Genomic DNA, 19,035 nt, shown 5'->3' on the forward strand with positions numbered 1-19,035 from the left:
GTCGGCGTCACTCCTCTCGCGTGTAGGTCACGGTCCGGCCCCAACTGCTCTTTTTGCCCCACAGCCCCGACCGCATACATTCGAGTTCGACGATCTGGGAGTTGTCAACGAACAGATTGACGTTCGGACCGAAGTTCTTGATGTACCACTCGAAGACCTCCGGGTCGGCAGCCTCGAAGACGCAGTTCTCGATGCCGACCTCGTTGGCGATCTCGAAGGCCACGTCGGTCCGCCACTCGGCGACCTGCTCGGTGATGCCTTCGGATTCGACCATGATCTTGTAGGCCCCGGCGTCGAGATGCTGTTTGGCCTCCCGGATCGCGCTGCCGGGGTCGATCTCGGGTTCGCTCTCCAGTTCCTCGACACTGGAGGCTCCGCCCGCGCCGAACTGGACGTTGATCTCGGGTTTCGGCTTCAGATCGTGGTCGGCGACGAGTTCGGTCAACGCGACCATGTCTTCGGTGCCAGTAGCGAGAAAACCGCTGGAGACTTCGACGATGTCGAAGCCCAGTTCGCCCGCCTCGGCGACGTACTCTTCGACCTTGTCGTGGTCCCGGACGAGGACGTTCTCGATGAAGCCGCCGGTCGACACCGAGACGTTGTACTCGTGGCAGACATCGATGAGTTCCCGGACTGCCGACTCGGGCATCAGGGCGAACGAGCCCCCGGAGAACTTGTATATGTCGACGTAGTTGCCCATCGTCTCGAAGATGTCCCGGAGTTCGCGGGGGCCCATCGGATCGTAGTAGGGCCCGCGCATTTCCGTAATGCCGGTGTCGCGTGGCTTTTCGGGGCGGTGGTTCGTGTGGAGGAACTCGAAGGTGCGGTCGACCATGGCCATCCTGACGGGTGAGCGGCACTTAGCGGTAGTTTCCAGCTACGTTGCAGCTACGTGAGCGGGCTATGCGAACAGTTCAGTGAAATCGATCACGTCGTACTGTTCGAGCGTCCGGACCGTGTCGACGAAGCCGTAGCGGTGGGTGTCGTCGTACCGATCGCTCGCCATCTCGTGGAACTTCGTTTCGACATCTGCCCAGTCCATCGGATCGGTCGGATGGCCGCGGAACGCGCTTTTTTCGGTTTCGTAGGTCGTGTCGTCGAGTTCGATCTCGACGCGGGCAGGCATCTCACCAGCTTCGAACCGCTCGGTAAAGGCGTCGTCTTCGTCGACGGTGACGGTCCGAAGCAAGGTCTGGACGTCCTCGCTTCTGATCCGCTCCGATTCGTAGGCGTCGTTGGTGAGTTCGCGGTCGATGAGTGCGACCGCCAGCATATACGGCAGCGAGTGGTCGGCTTGGGCTTTAGTTTCGACTTCGTACCGCGAGCCCTCGCCGCCGCCGATGATGAGCTTCGCGCCCGCGAAGGTGTCGAGATGGATCGACGCCACCTCGTCGGGGTCGATTTCGTGTTCCTCGGCGAGTTCGATCACCCCCTCGACTGCCGACTGGGCGTAGGTCTCGGCGACGTACCGTTTTGTCATAGTGTCAAAGACGCGCTCACAGCCCGGATCGAGGTCGACCTCGAAGGGGCCGGAGATCGTGTCTTGCCACCCCTTCTGGCCCTCGAAGAGGTTCGTCGGCCCTTCGACACCGTTGCGAGCGAGGAAGCAGGCGTACACCGCGTTCCGAGCGGCGTTCGCGCTCGCCACCCCCTTCCACTCGTTGATGCCGCCGGTTCGGGTCACACGCAGAGCGTTGTGAGCGGTGCCTGCAATGCCGAGGGCGTTCAGAAGTTCCTCGTGGTCGAGGCCGAGAACCTTCCCCGCGCCCGCCGCCGCGGCAATGACGGTATGGGTGACGTGGTCCCATCCCTTGTCGCGGACCGGCGCGTTCCACGCCAACTCGCCCTGTACTTCGTAGGCGACGCCGACGGCTTCGATGAGTTCGCGGCCGGAGGCGTCGACCACCTCGCCGCAGGCGACGACGCTCGCGATGGTGTCGCTGGGATGGGGCGTCTCGCCGGGGGCGAGAAACGAGTCCATGTAGTCGAGATACCGGACGAGTGCGGTGTTGTACATCGCCGCCCCACTGGGTGAGGCAGATTCGTCACGACCCCAGAGTCGACACGGGCCCTCTGTGCCGAACTCGGTGACCGTCTTGCCGACCGCCTCGACCGGCGGCTCGCCCATCGCGCCGATGGCGATCCCGGCCGAATCGAGGACGCGCTTTTTGAGCTCTTCGCTCGTTTCGTCCGAAAGCTCGTCGTAAGAGACCGATTCGATGAAGGCAGCCAGTTCCTCGGTGGAGGGCATACATCACGGGCCACGGGCAACGACAAATGAGTGCTGGCCCAGCTATTTTATATCGTGGTATGAAGTTTATCAGAACGTATTCCGCACCGATCCACACGGATAGTTAAATAATGTCGCCGCGGACGGTCGCACCGGTATGTTCGGTTCGGTAGCGACTCACGCGGTCTGCAGCCTCTTCGGCCGTCTCGCTGTCGACACCCATCTGTTCGAGTGCCCCCGAGAGCGTCGGAAACGGGAGTTCACCACCACGAAGCTTATCGAGCAGATCGTGGTCCCACTGGCCATCGACCCAGAGACACACCCCACGGGGATCGAGGATCTGTTCGTAGGACTCCCGGGCGAGCGCGCCGCGGAGCCGCTGGGTGACGTTCTCGTCGAAACTCGCGTTGCAGACTTCGAGGTGGATCGGCTCGCTCTCGCCCAGCAGGTGGGCCGCGAGACACTTCTCGGGGGCAGCGTGGCCGCTGTCGTTGGCTCGGACGTACTCCGGATAGCTTTCGGCCCACTCGGCAGAGACGCTCTGGCCGACGCCTTTCACCGCGTGTTGTTCGTAGTAGGCCTCGGCGGCCTCGCTGTCTCCCCGGAGCCGGATGTCCTTTTTGAGGTAGATGTCGAGTCGCTCGATCGGATCGAGGCCGAGGGCCACGTCGCCGTAGACCCAGATCTCCCGGACTGGGACCGGCATCGGCTCGTCGTCGACCGTCTCGATGAACTGCTCGACCCGGTCGAGGGCGGCGTCCCTGTCGAGTCGCTGGCTGTCAGTCATTGCTGGAGGGAGGCACGCTGGAGCCAAACGGGTTTCGCCCACAACTGTACACTCGACAGCGGTGTATCAATCCCGACTGGCGAGCGGTTCGGCTGCGTCGAACTGCTTTTGAATATCGGTGAGACTCATGTTCGCCGTTCTGCCGACTTGACCGTGGTGAGGGCAGTCGACTCGAAGGCCGCCCGCACCTCGCGGCCAACGTTGCCGGTCGCACCAGTGACTGCGATTCGTGCCATACCGATGGGTCGACGGCCGTCGATAAAGGTAATGTGGATTCATAAATCACATATCACGATATCGAATTCGATTCGAACCGGTCGACCCCCGCGATCACGGCGGAGACGAAACCCGTATCCCCGCCGCCCGGCAAACGGTCGGTAATGGAGTGCGACAAGTGCGGCGAGGAGGCAGTGATGCACGCTGCGTATTCGGGGGCGCATCTCTGTGAGACGCATTTCTGCCGCTCGGTCGACAAGCGCGTCCGCCGCCGCATCCGCGAGGACGCCCTGCTGTCGCCCGACAGCACACCCGAGGACCCCGAGCGGTGGGTGATCGGCCTCTCGGGCGGGAAGGACAGCGTCGTGTTGACCCACATCCTCGACGAGACGTTCGGCCACGATCCCAGAGTCGACATGATGGCGCTGACGATCCACGAGGGGATCGAGGGCTACCGCGACGAGAGCGTCGACGCGTGTGTCGAGCTCGCCGACGACCTCGACATGCGCCACGAACTGGTGAGCTACGCCGAGGAGTTCGGGGTTCGGATGGACGATGTTGTGGAGGACGACCCCGAAAACATGGCTGCCTGTGCCTACTGCGGGGTGTTCCGCCGTGATCTGCTGGAGGGGTACGCCGAGGAGTTCGGCGCGGACAAGCTGCTGACGGGTCACAACCTCGACGACGAGGCCCAGACCGCCCTGATGAACGTTCTCGAAGGCGACGTCACACAGATCGCCAAACACTTCGATGCCAGTCTCGGGAGCTTCGAGGACCGCAACGAGGGAGAGGAGTTCGTGCCGCGGGCCAAACCCCTACGGGACGTTCCCGAAAAGGAAGTCGCGCTGTACGCCCACATCAAGGATCTGCCCGCCCACATCACCGAATGCCCACATTCCAGTGAGGCCTACCGCGGCGAGATCCAGGAGCTGCTGTGGGACCTCGAAGAGAACCATCCCGGCACCCGACATTCGATCATGTCCGGCTACGAGGAACTCGCCGAACTGACCGCCGAACGCTATCGCAGCGACGAGGGCGCGGATCTCAACGAGTGCGAACAGTGCGGTTCGAAGACCGGAAGCCGCGTCTGTCGGAAGTGTCGACTGATCGAATCGATCAACGCGGTATAACCGCCGCGGGCCGCTGTAACCCGCGTTTGAGTTATACCGGTCTTTATGTCTTTGCCGTCGGACGAGTACGGTATGGAACTGGACGATTTCGTCTCGCGGAACGAACCCGGCGAGACCGGCAAGCGCTTCGAGTTGGAAAACAGCAAACTACTGGATATCGACGTCGACGGGACGATCATCGCCAAGGCAGGATCGATGATCGCCTACGATGGCGACCTCTCGTTTACGGGGAAATCCTCCGCGGAAGGCGGCCTCACAGGGATGATCAAAAGCAAGGTCACGAGCGAGGGGACGCCCGTCATGGAGGTCGAAGGTCAGGGCCACGTCTATCTCGCCGATCAGGAAAAGAAGATCCAGATCCTCGAACTGGGTGCCGGGGAGTCGATTTCGGTCAACGGCAACGACGTGCTGGCCTTCGAGGACCGGGTCGGCTACGAGATCAGTACCATCGGCAGCCTCGGCGGCGCGTCAGCCGCCGGTCTGTTGAACGTCTTTCTGACCGGACCGGGGACGGTCGCCATCACGACCCACGGCGACCCGCTGGTGTTGGAGCCGCCGGTCCGAACCGATCCCGATGCGACCGTTGCGTGGTCGAGCAACCTCTCGCCGAGCCTCAAGGCTGATCGGAGTTTGAAGGACTCGATTGGTCAATCGTCAGGCGAGACCTACCAGATGAACTTCGACGGAACCGAGGGGTTCGTCGTCGTCCAACCGTTCGAAGAGCGGTCGCCGCAAGCCTAACGTAACGGGTCGTCGGTATCGGTGTCAAAAAACGGGAACCACTGACGGAAGCCGACGTTAGCGGATGACGTCGAGCCCGTTGGACCGTTCGAGCTCGTCGGTGCCGCCGTCGGACTCCCAGGAGGTTTTGTTCTGATTCGAGACGTTCGCGCTCGCGTCGAACGACTGGCTCTGCTGTTGATCGAGGCTCTGCCGGGATTTGTCGGCCTGTTTCTGCGTCGTCGGACCCAACACCTGAGCGCTCTGGACGCCGGTCATGATCGCCATGACCCGCACCTTGCCCTTGTAGTTGTCCTGAATCCGGGCACCCCAGATCACGTTCGCGCTGGCCTCCAAGCGCTCGGTGATGTTGTCGGCGATCCCTTCGGCCTCCTTCAGCGTGAGGTCCGGACCGCCAGTGATGTGAACCAGCCCGCCGGAGGCGCCGCGGTAGTCGACGTCCAGCAGTGGGTGGTTCATCGCCTCGTTGACGACTTCCTGTGTCTTGTTTTTGTCCTGTGTCTCGCCGACCAACATGACGGCGACGCCGCCCTGATTCATGATCGTCGACATGTCGGCGTAGTCGAGATTGATGAGCGACGGCTGGGTGATCGTCTCGGAGATCCCCTTCACCGTTTCGGCGATGATCTGGTCCATCACCGAGAAGGCCTTGCCGATCGGTAGGTTAGGGACGTAGTCCAGCAGGCGGTTGTTGTCCAGCACGATGATCGAGTCGGCCGTGTTGCGGAGGCGTTCGAGCCCCTCTTCGGCCTTCACCGTGCGGGCGCGTTCGACGTTGAACGGCGTCGACACCATGCCGACGACGATCGCGCCCTGTTCTTTGGCGATCTTCGAGACGACCGGGGCCGCACCGGTCCCGGTGCCGCCACCCATCCCGGCGGTGACGAACACGAGGTCGGCCTCACCGAGGACCTCCTTGATCGTCCCCTGGGCCATCTCGGTGGCACGCTCGCCCATCGAGGGATCGCCCCCCGCACCGAGTCCCTGCGTGAGGGATTTGCCGACGAGGATTTTGGTGTCGGCCTCGATCATCTTGAGGTGCTGTTTGTCGGTGTTGATCGCGATGGTGTCGGCGCCGTCGACGCCGATGTTGTACAGTCGGTTGATGGTGTTGTTGCCGGCACCACCGGCACCGACGATCACGATTCGTGGGTCGCCGAACTCGTCGTCGTCGTCGAGTGCGGCATCCATCTCCCGCTGTTCGGCTTCGGCGTTTTCGAGGGCGTCCTGAACGATATCCTGCATCTTACACCTTGGCCCAGTTGCGGTCGCTGTTCGATCGTCGTGGCTCTGCCTCGTCGTGGTCGTTGAGCATCTCGCGGACAGCCGACCGGATCGCCTCGCTCCGGTTTGGGAATTGGCCGGTGTCGACCATTTCCTCGACTTCCTCGATCTGCTGCTTTGGAATCCGTAGTGTCACACGCTCCATGCTTACATTCCCCGGTAAGACAGTCGACAGCATGGCCGGCAGCCGATGCCAGCCGCCCGAGAGGACCGGTTCCATCCGGCGGACCTGTGCTGTAAGACGACTGTCTTACGCAACCGTACAGATATGCTGAATATATATAAAACTACCGGCGGTCGTAAGACAGCTCGTGTAAGACACCGTTTCAGACCTTGAAACGTCTGTTTTCAGCGTGTCACGCGTTGTCTAACACGTCGGCTGCCGGGGTGCGGCGGCCGCAGCCGGGACAGAACCGCCAGTCGGATCGGATCTCGTCGCCGCACTCACAGAACAGGCGGTGGCTGTTTTTCTCGCCGCAGTTCGGGCAGTAGACGTGACTCTCGTCGACTGCTTCCCCGCACTGGCTGCAGGTCACCGGCGGCTCGGTGTCGGCGTCCGTCTTACGAGTGTCTGTCTTACGCGCTTCCGTCTCGCGGTCGGCGTCGACTGACACGCTGTCGGCGGCCGCCCCCTCGACCGAGACGTTGACCGTGAGATCGGGGACCGGTGGCGTCCGACGCGGCTCGGCGGTCCGCTCGGCGACGAGTCGATCGAGCCGGTCGGTCACCAGCTCGTCGATCGTCACCTCGTCGGTCGACCGGCCGTCGGACGCCGCCGGCTCACGTGCCTCGCCGTCGAGATAGCTGCGAAGGGCCTCCCGCATCACCTCGCTTTTCGAGGCTTCGAGGCCCTCCAGCCGACCGACGAGCTCCTCGTCGGCGCGGAACGTGATCTTGCTCATTACGTATGCGTATTCGTACCATTGTATTTGAACCTTCCCGTCGCTCGTCGCGGCCAACAGTAACCCTTAATTGTGCCACCCGGATAGGATTCGGTGACCGCCCTTAGCTCAGCCTGGTAGAGCAGTCGACTGTAGATCGACTTGTCCCCCGTTCAATTCGGGGAGGGCGGACTGCGAGATTTGAACGAAGTGAAAATCTCGATAGCGAACGGCGTAGCCGTGAGTATTTTCCTACGACCGAAGGGAGTAGTGAAAAATCTCTCCCGACCCGAATTGAGCTTGTGAGTCGCGCGCAACGAAGTGAGCACGTCTCACAGTGTTCAATTCGGGGAGGGCGGTTCCAGTCGACACCATCCACCCCGAAGGATGCGGAGCCCTCTCTCACAAGCCATTTACCGCCTGCTCACAAGGTTGTCGTATGGACTACGAATCGAACCTCGATCGGGCGATCGACGAGCTGCCGGATCTCGGCGGCTCCGACGAGCGGCTCGATGTCCCCGAGGCGGAGGCACAGAAAGACGGTGCGTTTACGCGGTTGACGAACCTCTCGGCGATCGCCGACGCCCTCGACCGGGACCCCGAACACCTCCACAGCACGATCCAGCGCGAACTCGGGACCGCCGGCCAGTACGAGGACGGCCGGGCCCGCTACAACGGCTCGTTTTCGGCCGCCGAGTTCGACGCCGCCGTCGAATCCTACATCGCCGAGTACGTCACCTGCTCGGAGTGTGGCCTCCCCGACACGAGGCTCGTCACCGAGAACCGCACCCAGATGCTGCGGTGTGAGGCCTGTGGGGCGTTCCGGCCGGTCGCCAAACGCCGCCGGACCGACGACACGAGCGACACCCCCGACATCGAGGAGGGCGAAACCTACGAGGTCAAGATCACCGGGACTGGCCGCAAGGGCGACGGCGTCGCCGAACGCGGCAAGTACACCATCTTCGTCCCCGGCGCCGAGGAGGGCGACGAGGTCGAGATCTACATCAACAACGTCAGCGGCACACTGGCGTTCGCCCGCCTCGCCTGATCGACCGGTCGACCGACCGACGACCGCCGATATCGGTGTTTTCAAGCCCGCCGTACCGTAGTTATTCACAGTGAGTTCCGACGCCGCCATCTGTTTCGATCTGTTCGGCACGCTTGTCGACGCCGAGCGACCGGACGACCCCGCCAGCGCGGTCGCCGACGCGCTGGCCGACCGCGGGGTTGTGGTTCCCGACGACTGGGCGACGGCCTACGGCGAGCCCCACATCGACGCCCCGGAGGGCGCGGAGGTGCCGCTGCCGGCCCACGTCAGCGCCGCCCTCCGGAGCCGGGGCGTCGACGCGCCGAACAACGCACCACGTCGAGCCGTCGTCTCGGCGTTCGATCCGACGGTCGACACCCGGCCGGGCGCAGTCGAAGTCCTCGAAGCCGCCCGCGAGTACGGTCCCGTCGGGCTGCTGTCGAACTGTTCGGTCCCCGAACTGGTCGGCCGGACGCTGATCCGATCAGACGTATCCCGTGATGAGTTCGATGCGGTCGTCTCCAGTGTCGGCTGTGGTTGGCGGAAACCCGACCAGCGGGCCTTTGAGACGGTCACCCGCAAACTCGGCGTCCCGGTCGACCGACTCGTCTACGTCGGCGACAGCCCCGCGGTCGACGGCGGCATCGAGGACTGCGGTGGGACGTTCGTCGACGTGGCCGACACGCCGCTGTCACGGCTCCCCGACCGGCTCGACGAGGTGTGTCCGACACGATGACGGACGTGGCCGAGCACACGAGGAGCCGCGTATGTCGGTGACCCTCGCGGCGGTCGTGGTGGCGGTCGGCATCCTCGACCGGCTGGTCGGCGAGCCACACGCCCGGTTCCATCCGGTCGCGTGGTTCGGCCGGCTCGTCGCCCTCGTCGACCGAGCGTGGGGAACCCCCCGGTTGGTCGGCGGGCTGGCAGCGCTGGGCTTCCCGCTGGTGGCGGCGACGGTCGCCGGCGGGACGGTCGCCGCCGCCGGCCGCCTCGGACCGATCCCGGCGGCCGCCGTGGCCGTCGGGGTCCTGTTTTCGTCGACCAGCCTCCGGCTGCTGACCGCGACCGCCCGCGAGGTGGTCGACCGCGCCGAAACCGACCTCCCACGCGCCCGCGAGGAACTGCGAGCACTGGCGGGCCGGGAGGCCAGCGAGCTATCGCCCGAGCTGATACGCAGTGCAGCCGTCGAGAGCGCCGCCGAGAACCTCGCCGACGGGCTGATCGCCCCCCTGTCGGCGTTCGGGCTGGCGGCACTGGCGGCTCCGTTGGCCGGCTGGCCGACGCTTCCGATCGCGGCCGCCGCAGCGGCGTGGGTGAAAGCGGTCAACACGATGGACTCGATGGTCGGCTACCGGTCGAAGCCGGTGGGGTGGGCCAGCGCCCGACTCGACGATCTGGTGATGTGGCTCCCCGCACGGTTGACTGCCCTGCTGATCGCGGCCGCCGCGGGGAGTCCCGATCCCCTCTTCACCGGTCGACGCTGGGCCCGAGTGCCCGACTCCCCTAACTCCGGATGGCCGATGGCGGCGCTGGCAGCGGCAGTCGGCGTCCGGCTCGAAAAACCGGGCACCTACACGCTCAATTCGATGGCCGACCTCCCGACCGCTCGGGATGCCCACCGCGGCATCGGGATCGTCGACCGCGCCGGCCTACTGGCGCTGGGCGGCTGGGCGGTGGTCCTGTTTGCATAACCCCCTTCGAGCGGTTCGCGGCGCAATCGCCTTCCTGACGCGGCTGCCGGTCGGCGGCGGCGAGGCCGAGTGGGCGGCGTTCCGGAGCCACCCCTACACTATCCCGCTGGTCGGCTATCTCGTCGGCGCGGCCGCCGGCGCGGCGTTCTTCCTGCCGGTCCAGCCGACGACGGTCGTCGCGGCGTATCTCGTCGTCCTGTTCGGCCTCTCGGGGATCACCCACGCCGACGGGCTGGCCGACGTGGGAGACGCCATCGGTGTCCACGGCGACCCCGAGCGCCGCCGCGAGGTCCTGAAGGACTCCGCGACCGGTGTCGGCGGCATGCTCCTGTTGGCGGTGACGCTGGTCGTGTTGACACTGGGTGCACTCGGCTTCGCGGGCACCGACGCGATGACCGCCTTCCGGCTGGTGGTCGCCGCCGAGGTCGGCGCGAAACTCGGGATGGTGCTGGTGATCTGCTACGGCCGGCCGGCCCACGAGGGGCTCGGTTCGCAGTTGGTCGACCGGGCCGACCGGGCGGCCTACGGGCCGGCGGTCGTCGTCGCCGCGCCGGCGATCCTGCTGGCCCCCCAGGGGTCGACGATCGCACTGCTGGGCGCGCTCGCGGCCGGCCCGCTGATCGGCGCGGTGACCCTGACGTGGGGATACCGGGCGCTGGGCGGGGTGTCGGGCGACGTGATCGGCGCGACGAACGAACTCGCCCGCGCGGTCGGGCTCCATCTGGGGGTGTCGCTGTGGATCCTGCTGTGAGTCCCCACGCGCTGGTGATGTGCGGCGGCCGGGGGAGCCGGCTCCGGCCGGCGGTCGGCGAGACCGAAAAGCCGCTCGTCGAGATCGGCGGCCGGCCGATGGTCGACCGCGTCCGGGCAGCGCTCCGGGCGAGCAGTGTCAGCGACATCTACGCCGCGGTCTCGCCGCAGGTCCCCGAGACGGCCGCCCGGCTGGCCGAGGCCGCAGACGTCACCGTCGTCGAAACGCCCGGCGAAGGGTACGTCGACGATCTCACCGCCGCCCTCGATGTGGTCGGGACGCCGGCGGTCACCGTCAGCGCCGACCTGCCGTTTCTGGAGGCCGCCCACGTCGACCGCGCGCTCGCGGCGGCCGACGGCGGCTCGGTCGCGGTCTGTGTGCCGCTGTCGGTCGCCGAATCGGTGGGAGCCAGCGCCGAGACGACCGTCGACCACGAAGGCCGGTCGGTGGTGCCGACGGGGCTGAACGTCGTCGGCGAGGGAGCCGATCGGCGGCTCGTCGTCGAGGCAGAACCGCTGGCGGTCAACGTCAACCGACCGGCCGATCTTCGGTTGGCCGAAAAGATAATTCGAGAATCGTACTACTCGGTTTCCGAATAACCGGACCGGACTTTAGAAACGGCAGCTTTCGCTGGTTATTAAACAATAATTTATAATGGTGTTCTCTATCGGTCGACTATGGATCCCCGTATACTCGACGAACTCGACCGGGTGCCCCACGGGGGAGCCGCCGACCCTCGTCGTCTGGATTTCAGTGCCAACACCAACCCGATCTCGCCGCCGGGAACGGTGTCGGTCTACGAGTCGGCGTTCTCGGCCGCCCGCCGGTATCCCGCCGACGACTACTGTGAGTTCCGCGCGGCCGCCGCCGAGTACGTCGGTGTCGAGGGCGGACAGGTCATCCCCACCGCCGGCGGACTGGCGGGGATGCGGCTGGTGTTTTCGGTGCTGGTCGACCCCGGCGACAGCGTCGCGGTTCCGGCCCCGAGCTTCGGCGAGTACGCCAAGGAGGTCCGCCTACAGGGCGGCGAGCCCGCCTTCGTCGACTATGACGAGATCACCTCGGTCGATCCCGCCGACCACGAACTGGTGATCGTCTGCAACCCGAACAATCCCACCGGCACCGCCTACTGTCCGGCCGGGCTGCAGAAGCTGGCCGCCCGGTGTCGGGACGCCGGGACGACGCTGCTGGTCGACGAGGCCTTTCTGGATTTCGTCGACGACCCCTCGCTGGCCGGCACCGAGGGCGTGGTCGTCGCCCGCTCGCTGACCAAGATCTTCGGACTGCCGGGGCTCCGGGCCGGCTTTCTGGTGGCGACCGGACGGCTCCGCGAGCGACTCGACGTCGCCCGGCCGGCGTGGGGGCTGAGCACGCCCGCGGCGGCGGTCGGCGCACACTGTCTGGGCGCAACCGACTTCGTCGAGGCGACCCGTCTGCGTGTCGACCGTGAGCGCGAGTGGCTGGCCGACCGGCTGTCCGACCGCTTCGAGGTCGTCCCCTCGGAGGCCCCCTTCCTCCTGTTGGAGGCCGACCGCCCGGCCGGCGAGGTCGTCGAGGAGGCCCGCTCGAACGGGGTCGCCATCCGCGATGCGACGACCTTCCACGGACTCGACTCCCACGTCCGTGTCGCAGTCAAGCGCCGCCACGAAAACGAAAAGCTGGTCGAGGCGCTCGGTTGCTAACCGACAGGGTTAGGTACCTATTATATACCATCGTCCCGCGTAAACTCAACTATGATAATTTATCACTCGATTTTATACTCACACCAGCCATAGCTGTAGTGATGACACGGACTGTCTTATGTGTCGACACCGAAGCCCGGGTTTCGGATGTCGCGGCTACGATAGATGCGGAGGAAGATCTCACTGCAATCGAGGCGACGTCGGTGAGCGGGGCCATCGATGCGATCGACGACGAACCTGTCGTCGGGGTCGTTACTGCGTACGAACTCGACGACGGCAGCGGGATGGAGGTAATCGAGGCCGTCAGGAAACGGAGTCCACAGACGCCTGTAGTGCTGTTTACCGACGTTTCGCCGGGCGAGATCGACACGAGTTCGTTCAAGGAACTGGTCGTCGAGTACCTCAACCGGGAGTTGCCGGATGCCGCCGATCGGCTCGGCTTCATCGTCAACGACGTGATCGACCATAGCGCCCAAGTCGGCTTTCTCACGCCCGACGACGAGGACGAACGGCTCAAAGCCCTCGATAGCTACGACATCGAGGAGCTACCGATCGAGGAGAGCTTCGACCGGCTCACCGACCTCATCGCTGCTCATTTCGATATCGCGGTCGCCTTCATCGGCCTCATCGAGGAGGACCAGGAGAACTTCCTGGCCTGTACCGGCGCCGACTGGGACAGCCTGACCCGCGAGGACACGATCTGTACCCACAGCATGCTGCAGGAGGACGTGATGGTCGTCGAGGACATCGCCGACGACAAGCGGTTCAACAAAAACGAGCAGTTGGAGAACCTCGGCATCGTCTCGTATGCGGGCGCGAACATGACCAGCTCCGACGGCCACGTCATCGGACAGGTCTGTGCGCTCGACCACGAGGCCAAGACCTACACTGCCGAGGAGAAACACCGGCTCGAACAGTTCGCCGAGACGGCCATGGAGATCCTCGAACTCAGACAGTCGGTGCGTGAGGCCCGTGGCATGGAGGTGAGCCAATGAGCGTCCACTCCGAGCGGTTCAGTGCGGCCGACCTGCCGATCGACGGTATCGACTCCGGCAGTTCGATCCTGCTGACCGGCGACGACACCGCGGCGCTGAAGACGGTGTTCGCCCGGTTGGTCGCGGCCGACGACGACGAGCGCAGCATCGTGTTGGCGACCAACGCCGGCGGCCGGTCGATCCAGCGCCTGCTCAACGACGCCCGCAGCGACGCCGGCTCGCGGGCCTCGATCCTGACCGCCGAGGGTCCCGCCCGCGGCGACGACGTCACGAGCGTCGACGACATCGCCGATCTCACACAGGTCGGGATGCAGTTCTCGACGCTGGTGGCGACGGCCCAACAGTCGACCGACCGGTTCCGGTCGGGGATCTTCCTCTGTTCGACCATCGCGGGCGAGGTCGAGGACACCCGGTCCGTGTTCCGGTTTCTCAACTCGAACTTCCTGACCGAACTCCGCCGCGGCGAGGGGATCGGCGTCGTCGCCATCGACCGGAGCGCCGAGATGGGCACCAACGTCGACAGCATGATCTCGGGGATGGAGACCTCCTTCACTGCTAGAATCGACATCGAAACGACCGGCCGCAACGAGGCAACCCTCGAAATCTCCGGTATCGACGGCAACGAAGGGCGCGTCGACGTCTCGCTGTAGTCGGCTCTCCCGGTTTTTTGGATCTCGGTTCGTCCCCGTCGGTCAGCGACGGGTGGTTCGTCCGGCCGCCGCCGAGCGGTCGCCGCCGAGATTGGCCAACTCGTTGAGGTAGTCGACCATGTCGTCGATGGCGTCCCGCTGTTCGGCTGCGCCGTCGGTGATCTCGCCGATCCCGGCCTCAATCTCCTCGGCCTGTTTGGCGACCGCCTCGGCAGTGGCAGTGATCTCTTCGAGCGAGGCGGCCTGGTCGTCGTTGGTGTCGGCGACCTCCGAGATCCCGTGGGCGGCCTCCTGGGAGGCCGCAACGATGTCCGACAGCGACTCCAAGACGCCCGAGATCTCCTCGTTGGCGCTGCGGACCCGCTTGTTCGTGGTCTCCGAGACGTCGGCGGTCTCGCGGGTCCGGGCCTGGATCTCGCCGATCAGCTCGGAGATCTCGTCGGCGTTCTCCTTGGTCTCCTCGGCGAGGCTTTTCACCTCGTCGGCGACCACGGCGAACCCCGCGCCCTCCTCGCCGGCCCGGGCGGCCTCAATGTTGGCGTTGAGCGCGAGGATGTTGGTCTGGTCGGCGATATCCGCGATCACCTCGACGACCTCGTTGATCGCGTCCATCCGCCCCTCCAACTGTTCGACCGTTGCGACGAGTTCCTCGGTCGATTCGACGACCTCAGTCATCTGTTCTTGGGCGCTCTCGCCGGCCTGTGCGCCCTCCTCAGCGGCCTGCTCGGCACGGTGGGCCGCCGCGTCGACCTGATCCGAGGTGGCCGCAACCTCCTCCATGGTCGCACTCAGGTTCTGCATCTCGTCGCTGACCTCCCGGAGCGACCGGTTTTGATCGGTGACTTCCTCGTCGATCTCGACGGCTTCGGTAGCGATCTGGTCGGCCGCCGTCGACAGCTCCTCGATCTGGTCGACGAGCCCCTGAATCATCGTCTGGGTCGAGTCGGCGACGCCGTTGATCGCATCCGAGATTTCGAGGACCTCGGCGTCGAGGAGATCGCGGCCGTCGGTGTAGTCGACACGGGCCCCGAGGTTGCCGTCTTCGATCGATTGGGCGGTGTCGGCGACCTCCTCGACCAGCCCGGCCATCGCCTCCCGGCGACGGATGACCTCGGTGTTGTCCTGAATGAGTTGGATGACGCCCTGCAGTTCCCCGGCCTGAGTGATCGGCGTCGCAACCGAGTGGACGTACAGCGTCTCGCCGTCGGCGTTGTCGAGTTCCTGTTCGACCTCGTAGGCCCGCTGGTCGCGGCCCGACCGCTCGGCGCCGAACGTCTCGTCTGCCCGGTCGGGGTTGTCGACGACGGCGTTGGCCAGCGTTCGGGTTCGCTCGTCCCGGAAGAACCGCGCCGTGTCGTCGTCGCCCAGCACCGACTTCCGGTCGATGCCCGTCAGCACCTCCATCTCCCGGTTCCAGCCGATGATCCGATGCTGGGTGTCGATCATAAAGGCCGGCTGTGGGAGGGTATCCAACAGCGCGTCCGTCGAGATGTCGATGTCTTCGTCGGTCGACTCCCGACCGCCGAGCGTGTCGTCGGACGCCGACTGTGTGCGCCGGGTTCCCTCGGGGTTGCCCTGTGGCATATCCAGAAATAGGCGAGACAGCCTGTTATTGGTTTCCGTACTATTATCAGATGTTGTATTTTCGATCTCCGGGGACTATTTTATAGGTTTGTGAGAGTGACAGTTCGGGTCGAACGGTCCACGGAGGCGATCAGTGGAGCGTCCCCTCGCGGTGGTCGACGTCGTAGGCGAAGAGGGCGTAGCCGACGTCCTCGGGCGAGTAGCCGGTGTCGCTTGCGATCTCGCGGATCGGCTCGATCATCGTCACGTAGTCGGCGGCGTCGAACGACTCCTTGCGGCCTTCGACGTAGTCGAACCGTTCGAGACTCGCCCAGACGCGGGTGTCGACGATCGCGTGCCGCGAGGGATCGAGCGCGGTCAGCACACAGGAGGCCGTCGGGGCCTTGAAGCCGCGCAGGCCAGCAATGAGGTGGATCTTCGAGAAGTCGCCGTCGACGCGCCGGACGTTGGCGGTGACCTCCTCACAGCGGGCTTCGGGGTTGCGGTCGACGTGGTAGGCACTCCGGGTCGACGACTCGTAGGCGATCTCGTACAGTTGCTCGCGCGTGAGATACCCCTGCTGGCGGTACTGCCGGCCGAACGCGGCGATCCGATCCGGGAGGACGCCCTGCGTCTCGGCGTACGACTCCAGATACTCCGAAATGAGTGGCTCGTCGATCCCTGCCATATCGGCGGGTGACACGACAGCACCGAAAACCTTCCCGATTCGGCGGCCGCGGAAGGGTAGACGCCGGGTTAGTCGACGACTAACTCGATCGGATACTCGGAGAGGTTCTCGTAGCCGTCGTCGGTGACGATCACGATGTCCTCGATCCGGACGCCGCCGACGTCGGGGTCGTACAACCCCGGCTCGACGGTGATCACCTGTCCGGCCACCAGATCGCCGCCGTCGACGCTCAGGCGGGGTCGCTCGTGGACGTCGAGGCCGACGCCGTGACCGGTGCTGTGGATGTAGCCGACCTCGGTCGAGGGGTCGGCCCGCAGCGTCGGCAGGCCGGCGTCCTCGTAGACCTCACAGGCGGCGGCGTGGACGTCCGCACCGGTCGCACCGGGTTCGACCGCATCGAGCGCCGCCGCGAGCGCCCGCTCGGTGAGTGCGTACCACTCGGCGAGCGTCTCGCTCGGCTCGCCCACACAGAACGTCCGGGTCATATCGGCGTGGTACTTCGTGGCTTTGTCCTGCGGGAAGATGTCGACGATGATCGGTTCGTCGGCATACAGCGGTCCGCTGCCGCGGTCGTGGGGATCGGCGGCCTGCGCGCCACAGGCGACGATAGTCTCGTCGAGCCCACAGCCCGCTTCGAGCAGGGTGGTCTCGATGGCGGTCTTGAGGCGCTCGCTGGTCAGGACCTCGCTGTCGACGACCAGCCGTCCCTCGGCGTCGACGGCGGCCCGTTCGAGCAGTGCCTCGGCGGCGGCCATCGCGGCCTCGTTGGCCCGCTGGGCCGTCCGGACGTGGTCGAGTTCGGCCGGGGTCTTCACTGCCCGGATGTCGACCAACACGTCGTCGGCGTCGACGACGACCTCGATCCCCTGCTCGCGGAGGCCGTCGGCGGCCCCTACGGGAAACCCCTCGGGGACCGCGACCGACTCGACCCCGCAGTCGGACAGAAACCGGGCCGCGACGCGGTGATCGGCCTCTCGCGGCCCGTAGGCGTCGACTAACTCCCGTTTGTCATAGGCTACCGGGCGGCGAACGCGGTCGGCCCGGCTCTCGGTTTTCGCCCGCCCGTATTCCAACCCCGAGACGAGCACGGAGAGCTCGTCGGGCGTGTAACACGTCAGGAACGGGTCGGGAGCGCCGAACCGCGAGAGATACCGCTGGTTCGAGTCGGTGCTGTCGGCGTTGATGAGATAGGCGTCGACGCCGAGCTCCGCGAGGTGGGCATCGAGCCGCGAGAGATCCGGTTCCATACACCCCCTTGTCGGCCGGAACACAAGTAGTTCGTCCTCCAGGTCGACCGTCCCCGGACCGCCACCCACCGGTTGCCGGCCGCATGTGGTGTCGGTTCGGAATACAGCACACGGGAACTGACTGGTTCTTCGGAGATTCAGTGTCTGACGTACGTTAATATGTGTGGCTGCCAAACGAATCCGACAGACGAATGCTCGTAACTCGTTTGCTCGGCGGGCCGCGTATCGGCGAGACATATATCAGTCGTGGCACCCGACTCACGCCAATCGGAGGCAACTGATATGAAACTCGCAACTATCGGCGTCGGCAACGCCGGCAGCAAGCTCATCGACCGGATGCTCGAATTCGAACAGGAGACGGGACGGGACCTCTGTCGACACGTCCTCGTCATCAACACCGCCCGGACGGACCTCGCCAAACCGGAGTACGTCCCCGAGGACCGCCGGGTGCTGATCGGCGACACCCACCAGAAGGCCAAGGGCCACGGCGTCGGCGGCGACGGCGAGGTCGGCGCGGAGGTCGCCAAAAACGACATCGACGAGATCCGCCGGGTGTTCGACGACGTCGAGATCCACGAGGTCGACGCCATCCTCGTCGCCGCCGGGCTCGGCGGCGGCACCGGCAGCGGGGCTGGACCCGTGGTGATCGACGAACTCCAGAAGATGTACGACGAGCCCGTCTACGGGCTGGGCGTTCTGCCGGGCGAGTACGAGGGCGGCCGCCCGGCGCTGAATGCGGCTCGTTCCCTCCAATCGTTCGTCACGAAGGTCGACAACTTCATCGCCTTCGACAACGACGCCTGGCGCTCCCGCGGCCAGACCGTCGAGGAAGGCTACGAACAGATGAACAGAGAGCTCGCCACCCGGATCGTCACGCTGTTAGCGGCGGGCGAGGTCGACGACAGCGACGTCGGGGAGAACGCGATGGACTCCAGCGACATCATGCGGACCCTCGATACCGGCGGCGTCTCCTCGATCGGCTACGCATCCAGTGATCTCGACAAACCCGAGGGGCTGCTCTCGAAGTACAAGAGCCCCGACAAGGACGAAGAGATCAACTCGATGGACGCTGCCAAAATCAAGGGACTGGTCCGCCGGGCGGTTAACTCCCGACTAACAATACCGTGTGAGGTATCGAGCGCGGACCGCGCGCTGATCGTCTTCGCCGGCCCCTCCTCGATGATCTCCCGGAAGGGGATCGAGGCCTCCCGTGAGTGGCTCGAAAAGGAGGCCGACACCGTCGAGGTGCTGGCGGGCGACGACCCCCGCGAGGACTCCGACACCCTCGCCGCAGTGGTGTTGCTCTCGAACGTCACCGAGACGCCGCGGATCAAGGAGATCCAGAATCAGGCGGTCGACGCACAGAACAAGATCCAGGAACTCGATGCCGTCCGCGAAGAGGAGATCAACTCGCTGATCACCGACGATGACAATGAGCTCGACCCCATCGTGTAGGCGCGTCCACCAGTCGC

At 65.2% G+C, this 19,035-nt stretch carries 20 protein-coding genes and 1 tRNA gene; 12 read left to right on the forward strand and 9 right to left on the reverse strand.

Annotation, left to right across the window (positions count from 1 at the left end; all coding sequences use genetic code 11):
- Positions 1-7 precede the first annotated feature (7 nt).
- The 3 genes from NKJ34_RS10130 to NKJ34_RS10140 all read right to left on the reverse strand — a co-directional run bounded on the left by NKJ34_RS10130 (position 8) and on the right by NKJ34_RS10140 (position 3,017).
- Positions 8-835 (reverse strand): phosphosulfolactate synthase, encoded by an 828-nt coding sequence (locus NKJ34_RS10130; RefSeq protein ID WP_253738183.1) that lies wholly within the window; start codon positions 833-835, stop codon positions 8-10.
- Between the two features lie 66 nt (positions 836-901).
- The gene (locus tag NKJ34_RS10135; RefSeq protein WP_253738184.1) at positions 902-2,251 is read right to left on the reverse strand and encodes an MmgE/PrpD family protein; all 1,350 of its coding nucleotides are present in this window, start codon (positions 2,249-2,251) and stop codon (positions 902-904) included.
- 103 nt (positions 2,252-2,354) lie between these two features.
- Complete coding sequence (locus NKJ34_RS10140) at positions 2,355-3,017, reverse strand: DUF7095 family protein (protein ID WP_253738185.1); 663 nt, start codon at positions 3,015-3,017, stop codon at positions 2,355-2,357.
- Between the two features lie 380 nt (positions 3,018-3,397).
- Here NKJ34_RS10140 and ncsA point away from each other — a divergent pair, with 380 nt between their 5' ends.
- Both ncsA and NKJ34_RS10150 read left to right on the forward strand, forming a co-directional pair.
- On the forward strand, positions 3,398-4,363 hold the full coding sequence (gene ncsA, locus NKJ34_RS10145) for a tRNA 2-thiolation protein NcsA (RefSeq protein WP_253738186.1): 966 nt from the start codon (positions 3,398-3,400) through the stop codon (positions 4,361-4,363).
- A 72-nt stretch (positions 4,364-4,435) separates the two neighbouring features.
- Positions 4,436-5,104, forward strand: a complete 669-nt coding sequence (locus tag NKJ34_RS10150) for an AIM24 family protein (protein WP_253738187.1) — start codon at positions 4,436-4,438, stop codon at positions 5,102-5,104.
- A gap of 57 nt (positions 5,105-5,161) precedes the next feature.
- Here NKJ34_RS10150 and ftsZ read toward each other — a convergent pair whose 3' ends face one another.
- The 3 genes from ftsZ to NKJ34_RS10165 all read right to left on the reverse strand — a co-directional run bounded on the left by ftsZ (position 5,162) and on the right by NKJ34_RS10165 (position 7,290).
- A complete protein-coding gene (ftsZ, locus tag NKJ34_RS10155) occupies positions 5,162-6,349 on the reverse strand; it encodes a cell division protein FtsZ (protein ID WP_253738188.1) in 1,188 nt (395 codons plus the stop codon).
- A 1-nt stretch (position 6,350) separates the two neighbouring features.
- Complete coding sequence (locus NKJ34_RS10160) at positions 6,351-6,533, reverse strand: ribbon-helix-helix domain-containing protein (protein WP_253738189.1); 183 nt, start codon at positions 6,531-6,533, stop codon at positions 6,351-6,353.
- Between the two features lie 211 nt (positions 6,534-6,744).
- Positions 6,745-7,290: a double zinc ribbon domain-containing protein gene (locus NKJ34_RS10165; protein WP_253738190.1), complete on the reverse strand. Its 546-nt coding sequence runs from the start codon at positions 7,288-7,290 to the stop codon at positions 6,745-6,747.
- A 97-nt stretch (positions 7,291-7,387) separates the two neighbouring features.
- On the opposite strand from NKJ34_RS10165, the gene NKJ34_RS10170 reads away from it, so the two are divergent.
- The 9 genes from NKJ34_RS10170 to NKJ34_RS10210 all read left to right on the forward strand — a co-directional run bounded on the left by NKJ34_RS10170 (position 7,388) and on the right by NKJ34_RS10210 (position 14,065).
- Positions 7,388-7,461 (forward strand) — tRNA-Tyr (locus NKJ34_RS10170).
- 247 nt (positions 7,462-7,708) lie between these two features.
- Positions 7,709-8,317 (forward strand): translation initiation factor IF-2 subunit beta, encoded by a 609-nt coding sequence (locus NKJ34_RS10175; RefSeq protein ID WP_253738191.1) that lies wholly within the window; start codon positions 7,709-7,711, stop codon positions 8,315-8,317.
- A gap of 70 nt (positions 8,318-8,387) precedes the next feature.
- A complete protein-coding gene (locus NKJ34_RS10180; protein WP_253738192.1) occupies positions 8,388-9,032 on the forward strand; it encodes an HAD family hydrolase in 645 nt (214 codons plus the stop codon).
- A 31-nt stretch (positions 9,033-9,063) separates the two neighbouring features.
- Positions 9,064-9,987 carry an adenosylcobinamide-phosphate synthase CbiB gene (gene cbiB, locus NKJ34_RS10185; RefSeq protein WP_253738193.1) on the forward strand — a complete coding sequence of 308 codons (924 nt, stop codon included), beginning with the start codon at positions 9,064-9,066 and terminating at the stop codon, positions 9,985-9,987.
- Complete coding sequence (gene cobS, locus NKJ34_RS10190; RefSeq protein ID WP_253738194.1) at positions 9,980-10,738, forward strand: adenosylcobinamide-GDP ribazoletransferase; 759 nt, start codon at positions 9,980-9,982, stop codon at positions 10,736-10,738. Before cbiB ends, cobS begins: the two co-directional genes overlap by 8 nt.
- 17 nt (positions 10,739-10,755) lie before the next feature.
- On the forward strand, positions 10,756-11,337 hold the full coding sequence (locus NKJ34_RS10195; protein WP_253738379.1) for an NTP transferase domain-containing protein: 582 nt from the start codon (positions 10,756-10,758) through the stop codon (positions 11,335-11,337).
- A 78-nt stretch (positions 11,338-11,415) separates the two neighbouring features.
- Positions 11,416-12,420, forward strand: coding sequence for a threonine-phosphate decarboxylase (locus NKJ34_RS10200; RefSeq protein ID WP_253738195.1), 1,005 nt, complete (start codon positions 11,416-11,418; stop codon positions 12,418-12,420).
- Between the two features lie 101 nt (positions 12,421-12,521).
- Complete coding sequence (locus NKJ34_RS10205) at positions 12,522-13,415, forward strand: GAF domain-containing protein (RefSeq protein ID WP_253738196.1); 894 nt, start codon at positions 12,522-12,524, stop codon at positions 13,413-13,415.
- The gene (locus NKJ34_RS10210; RefSeq protein WP_253738197.1) at positions 13,412-14,065 is read left to right on the forward strand and encodes a DUF7504 family protein; all 654 of its coding nucleotides are present in this window, start codon (positions 13,412-13,414) and stop codon (positions 14,063-14,065) included. The genes NKJ34_RS10205 and NKJ34_RS10210 overlap by 4 nt, the downstream gene beginning before the upstream one ends.
- A 42-nt stretch (positions 14,066-14,107) precedes the next feature.
- Here the strand turns inward: NKJ34_RS10210 and NKJ34_RS10215 are convergent, their stop codons facing one another.
- The 3 genes from NKJ34_RS10215 to NKJ34_RS10225 form a co-directional block, all read right to left on the reverse strand.
- Complete coding sequence (locus NKJ34_RS10215; protein WP_253738198.1) at positions 14,108-15,649, reverse strand: methyl-accepting chemotaxis protein; 1,542 nt, start codon at positions 15,647-15,649, stop codon at positions 14,108-14,110.
- A gap of 130 nt (positions 15,650-15,779) precedes the next feature.
- Positions 15,780-16,316, reverse strand: coding sequence for a hypothetical protein (locus tag NKJ34_RS10220; RefSeq protein ID WP_253738199.1), 537 nt, complete (start codon positions 16,314-16,316; stop codon positions 15,780-15,782).
- 68 nt (positions 16,317-16,384) lie between these two features.
- Positions 16,385-17,563 (reverse strand): M24 family metallopeptidase, encoded by a 1,179-nt coding sequence (locus tag NKJ34_RS10225; RefSeq protein ID WP_253738200.1) that lies wholly within the window; start codon positions 17,561-17,563, stop codon positions 16,385-16,387.
- Positions 17,564-17,845: 282 nt separating this feature from the next.
- Between NKJ34_RS10225 and NKJ34_RS10230 the strand changes: the two genes are divergently transcribed.
- Positions 17,846-19,018: a tubulin/FtsZ family protein gene (locus NKJ34_RS10230; RefSeq protein ID WP_253738201.1), complete on the forward strand. Its 1,173-nt coding sequence runs from the start codon at positions 17,846-17,848 to the stop codon at positions 19,016-19,018.
- Positions 19,019-19,035: the final 17 nt, after the last annotated feature.

It is taken from the genome of Halohasta salina (genome assembly GCF_024178165.1).
In the GTDB taxonomy this organism is placed as follows: Archaea; Halobacteriota; Halobacteria; order Halobacteriales; family Haloferacaceae; genus Halohasta; species Halohasta salina.

Coding starts and splice junctions, on each gene's coding strand:
- NKJ34_RS10205 (WP_253738196.1), top strand. CDS start 12,522: ATGACACGGACTGTCTTATGTGTCGACACCGAAGCCCGGGTTTCGGAT.
- NKJ34_RS10230 (WP_253738201.1), top strand. CDS start 17,846: ATGAAACTCGCAACTATCGGCGTCGGCAACGCCGGCAGCAAGCTCATC.
- NKJ34_RS10210 (WP_253738197.1), top strand. CDS start 13,412: ATGAGCGTCCACTCCGAGCGGTTCAGTGCGGCCGACCTGCCGATCGAC.
- ncsA (WP_253738186.1), top strand. CDS start 3,398: ATGGAGTGCGACAAGTGCGGCGAGGAGGCAGTGATGCACGCTGCGTAT.
- NKJ34_RS10195 (WP_253738379.1), top strand. CDS start 10,756: ATGTGCGGCGGCCGGGGGAGCCGGCTCCGGCCGGCGGTCGGCGAGACC.
- NKJ34_RS10215 (WP_253738198.1), bottom strand. CDS start 15,649: ATGCCACAGGGCAACCCCGAGGGAACCCGGCGCACACAGTCGGCGTCC.
- NKJ34_RS10220 (WP_253738199.1), bottom strand. CDS start 16,316: ATGGCAGGGATCGACGAGCCACTCATTTCGGAGTATCTGGAGTCGTAC.
- NKJ34_RS10165 (WP_253738190.1), bottom strand. CDS start 7,290: ATGAGCAAGATCACGTTCCGCGCCGACGAGGAGCTCGTCGGTCGGCTG.
- NKJ34_RS10175 (WP_253738191.1), top strand. CDS start 7,709: ATGGACTACGAATCGAACCTCGATCGGGCGATCGACGAGCTGCCGGAT.
- ftsZ (WP_253738188.1), bottom strand. CDS start 6,349: ATGCAGGATATCGTTCAGGACGCCCTCGAAAACGCCGAAGCCGAACAG.
- NKJ34_RS10160 (WP_253738189.1), bottom strand. CDS start 6,533: ATGGAGCGTGTGACACTACGGATTCCAAAGCAGCAGATCGAGGAAGTC.
- NKJ34_RS10200 (WP_253738195.1), top strand. CDS start 11,416: ATGGATCCCCGTATACTCGACGAACTCGACCGGGTGCCCCACGGGGGA.
- NKJ34_RS10140 (WP_253738185.1), bottom strand. CDS start 3,017: ATGACTGACAGCCAGCGACTCGACAGGGACGCCGCCCTCGACCGGGTC.
- NKJ34_RS10150 (WP_253738187.1), top strand. CDS start 4,436: ATGGAACTGGACGATTTCGTCTCGCGGAACGAACCCGGCGAGACCGGC.
- NKJ34_RS10130 (WP_253738183.1), bottom strand. CDS start 835: ATGGTCGACCGCACCTTCGAGTTCCTCCACACGAACCACCGCCCCGAA.
- cbiB (WP_253738193.1), top strand. CDS start 9,064: ATGTCGGTGACCCTCGCGGCGGTCGTGGTGGCGGTCGGCATCCTCGAC.
- NKJ34_RS10225 (WP_253738200.1), bottom strand. CDS start 17,563: ATGGAACCGGATCTCTCGCGGCTCGATGCCCACCTCGCGGAGCTCGGC.
- NKJ34_RS10135 (WP_253738184.1), bottom strand. CDS start 2,251: ATGCCCTCCACCGAGGAACTGGCTGCCTTCATCGAATCGGTCTCTTAC.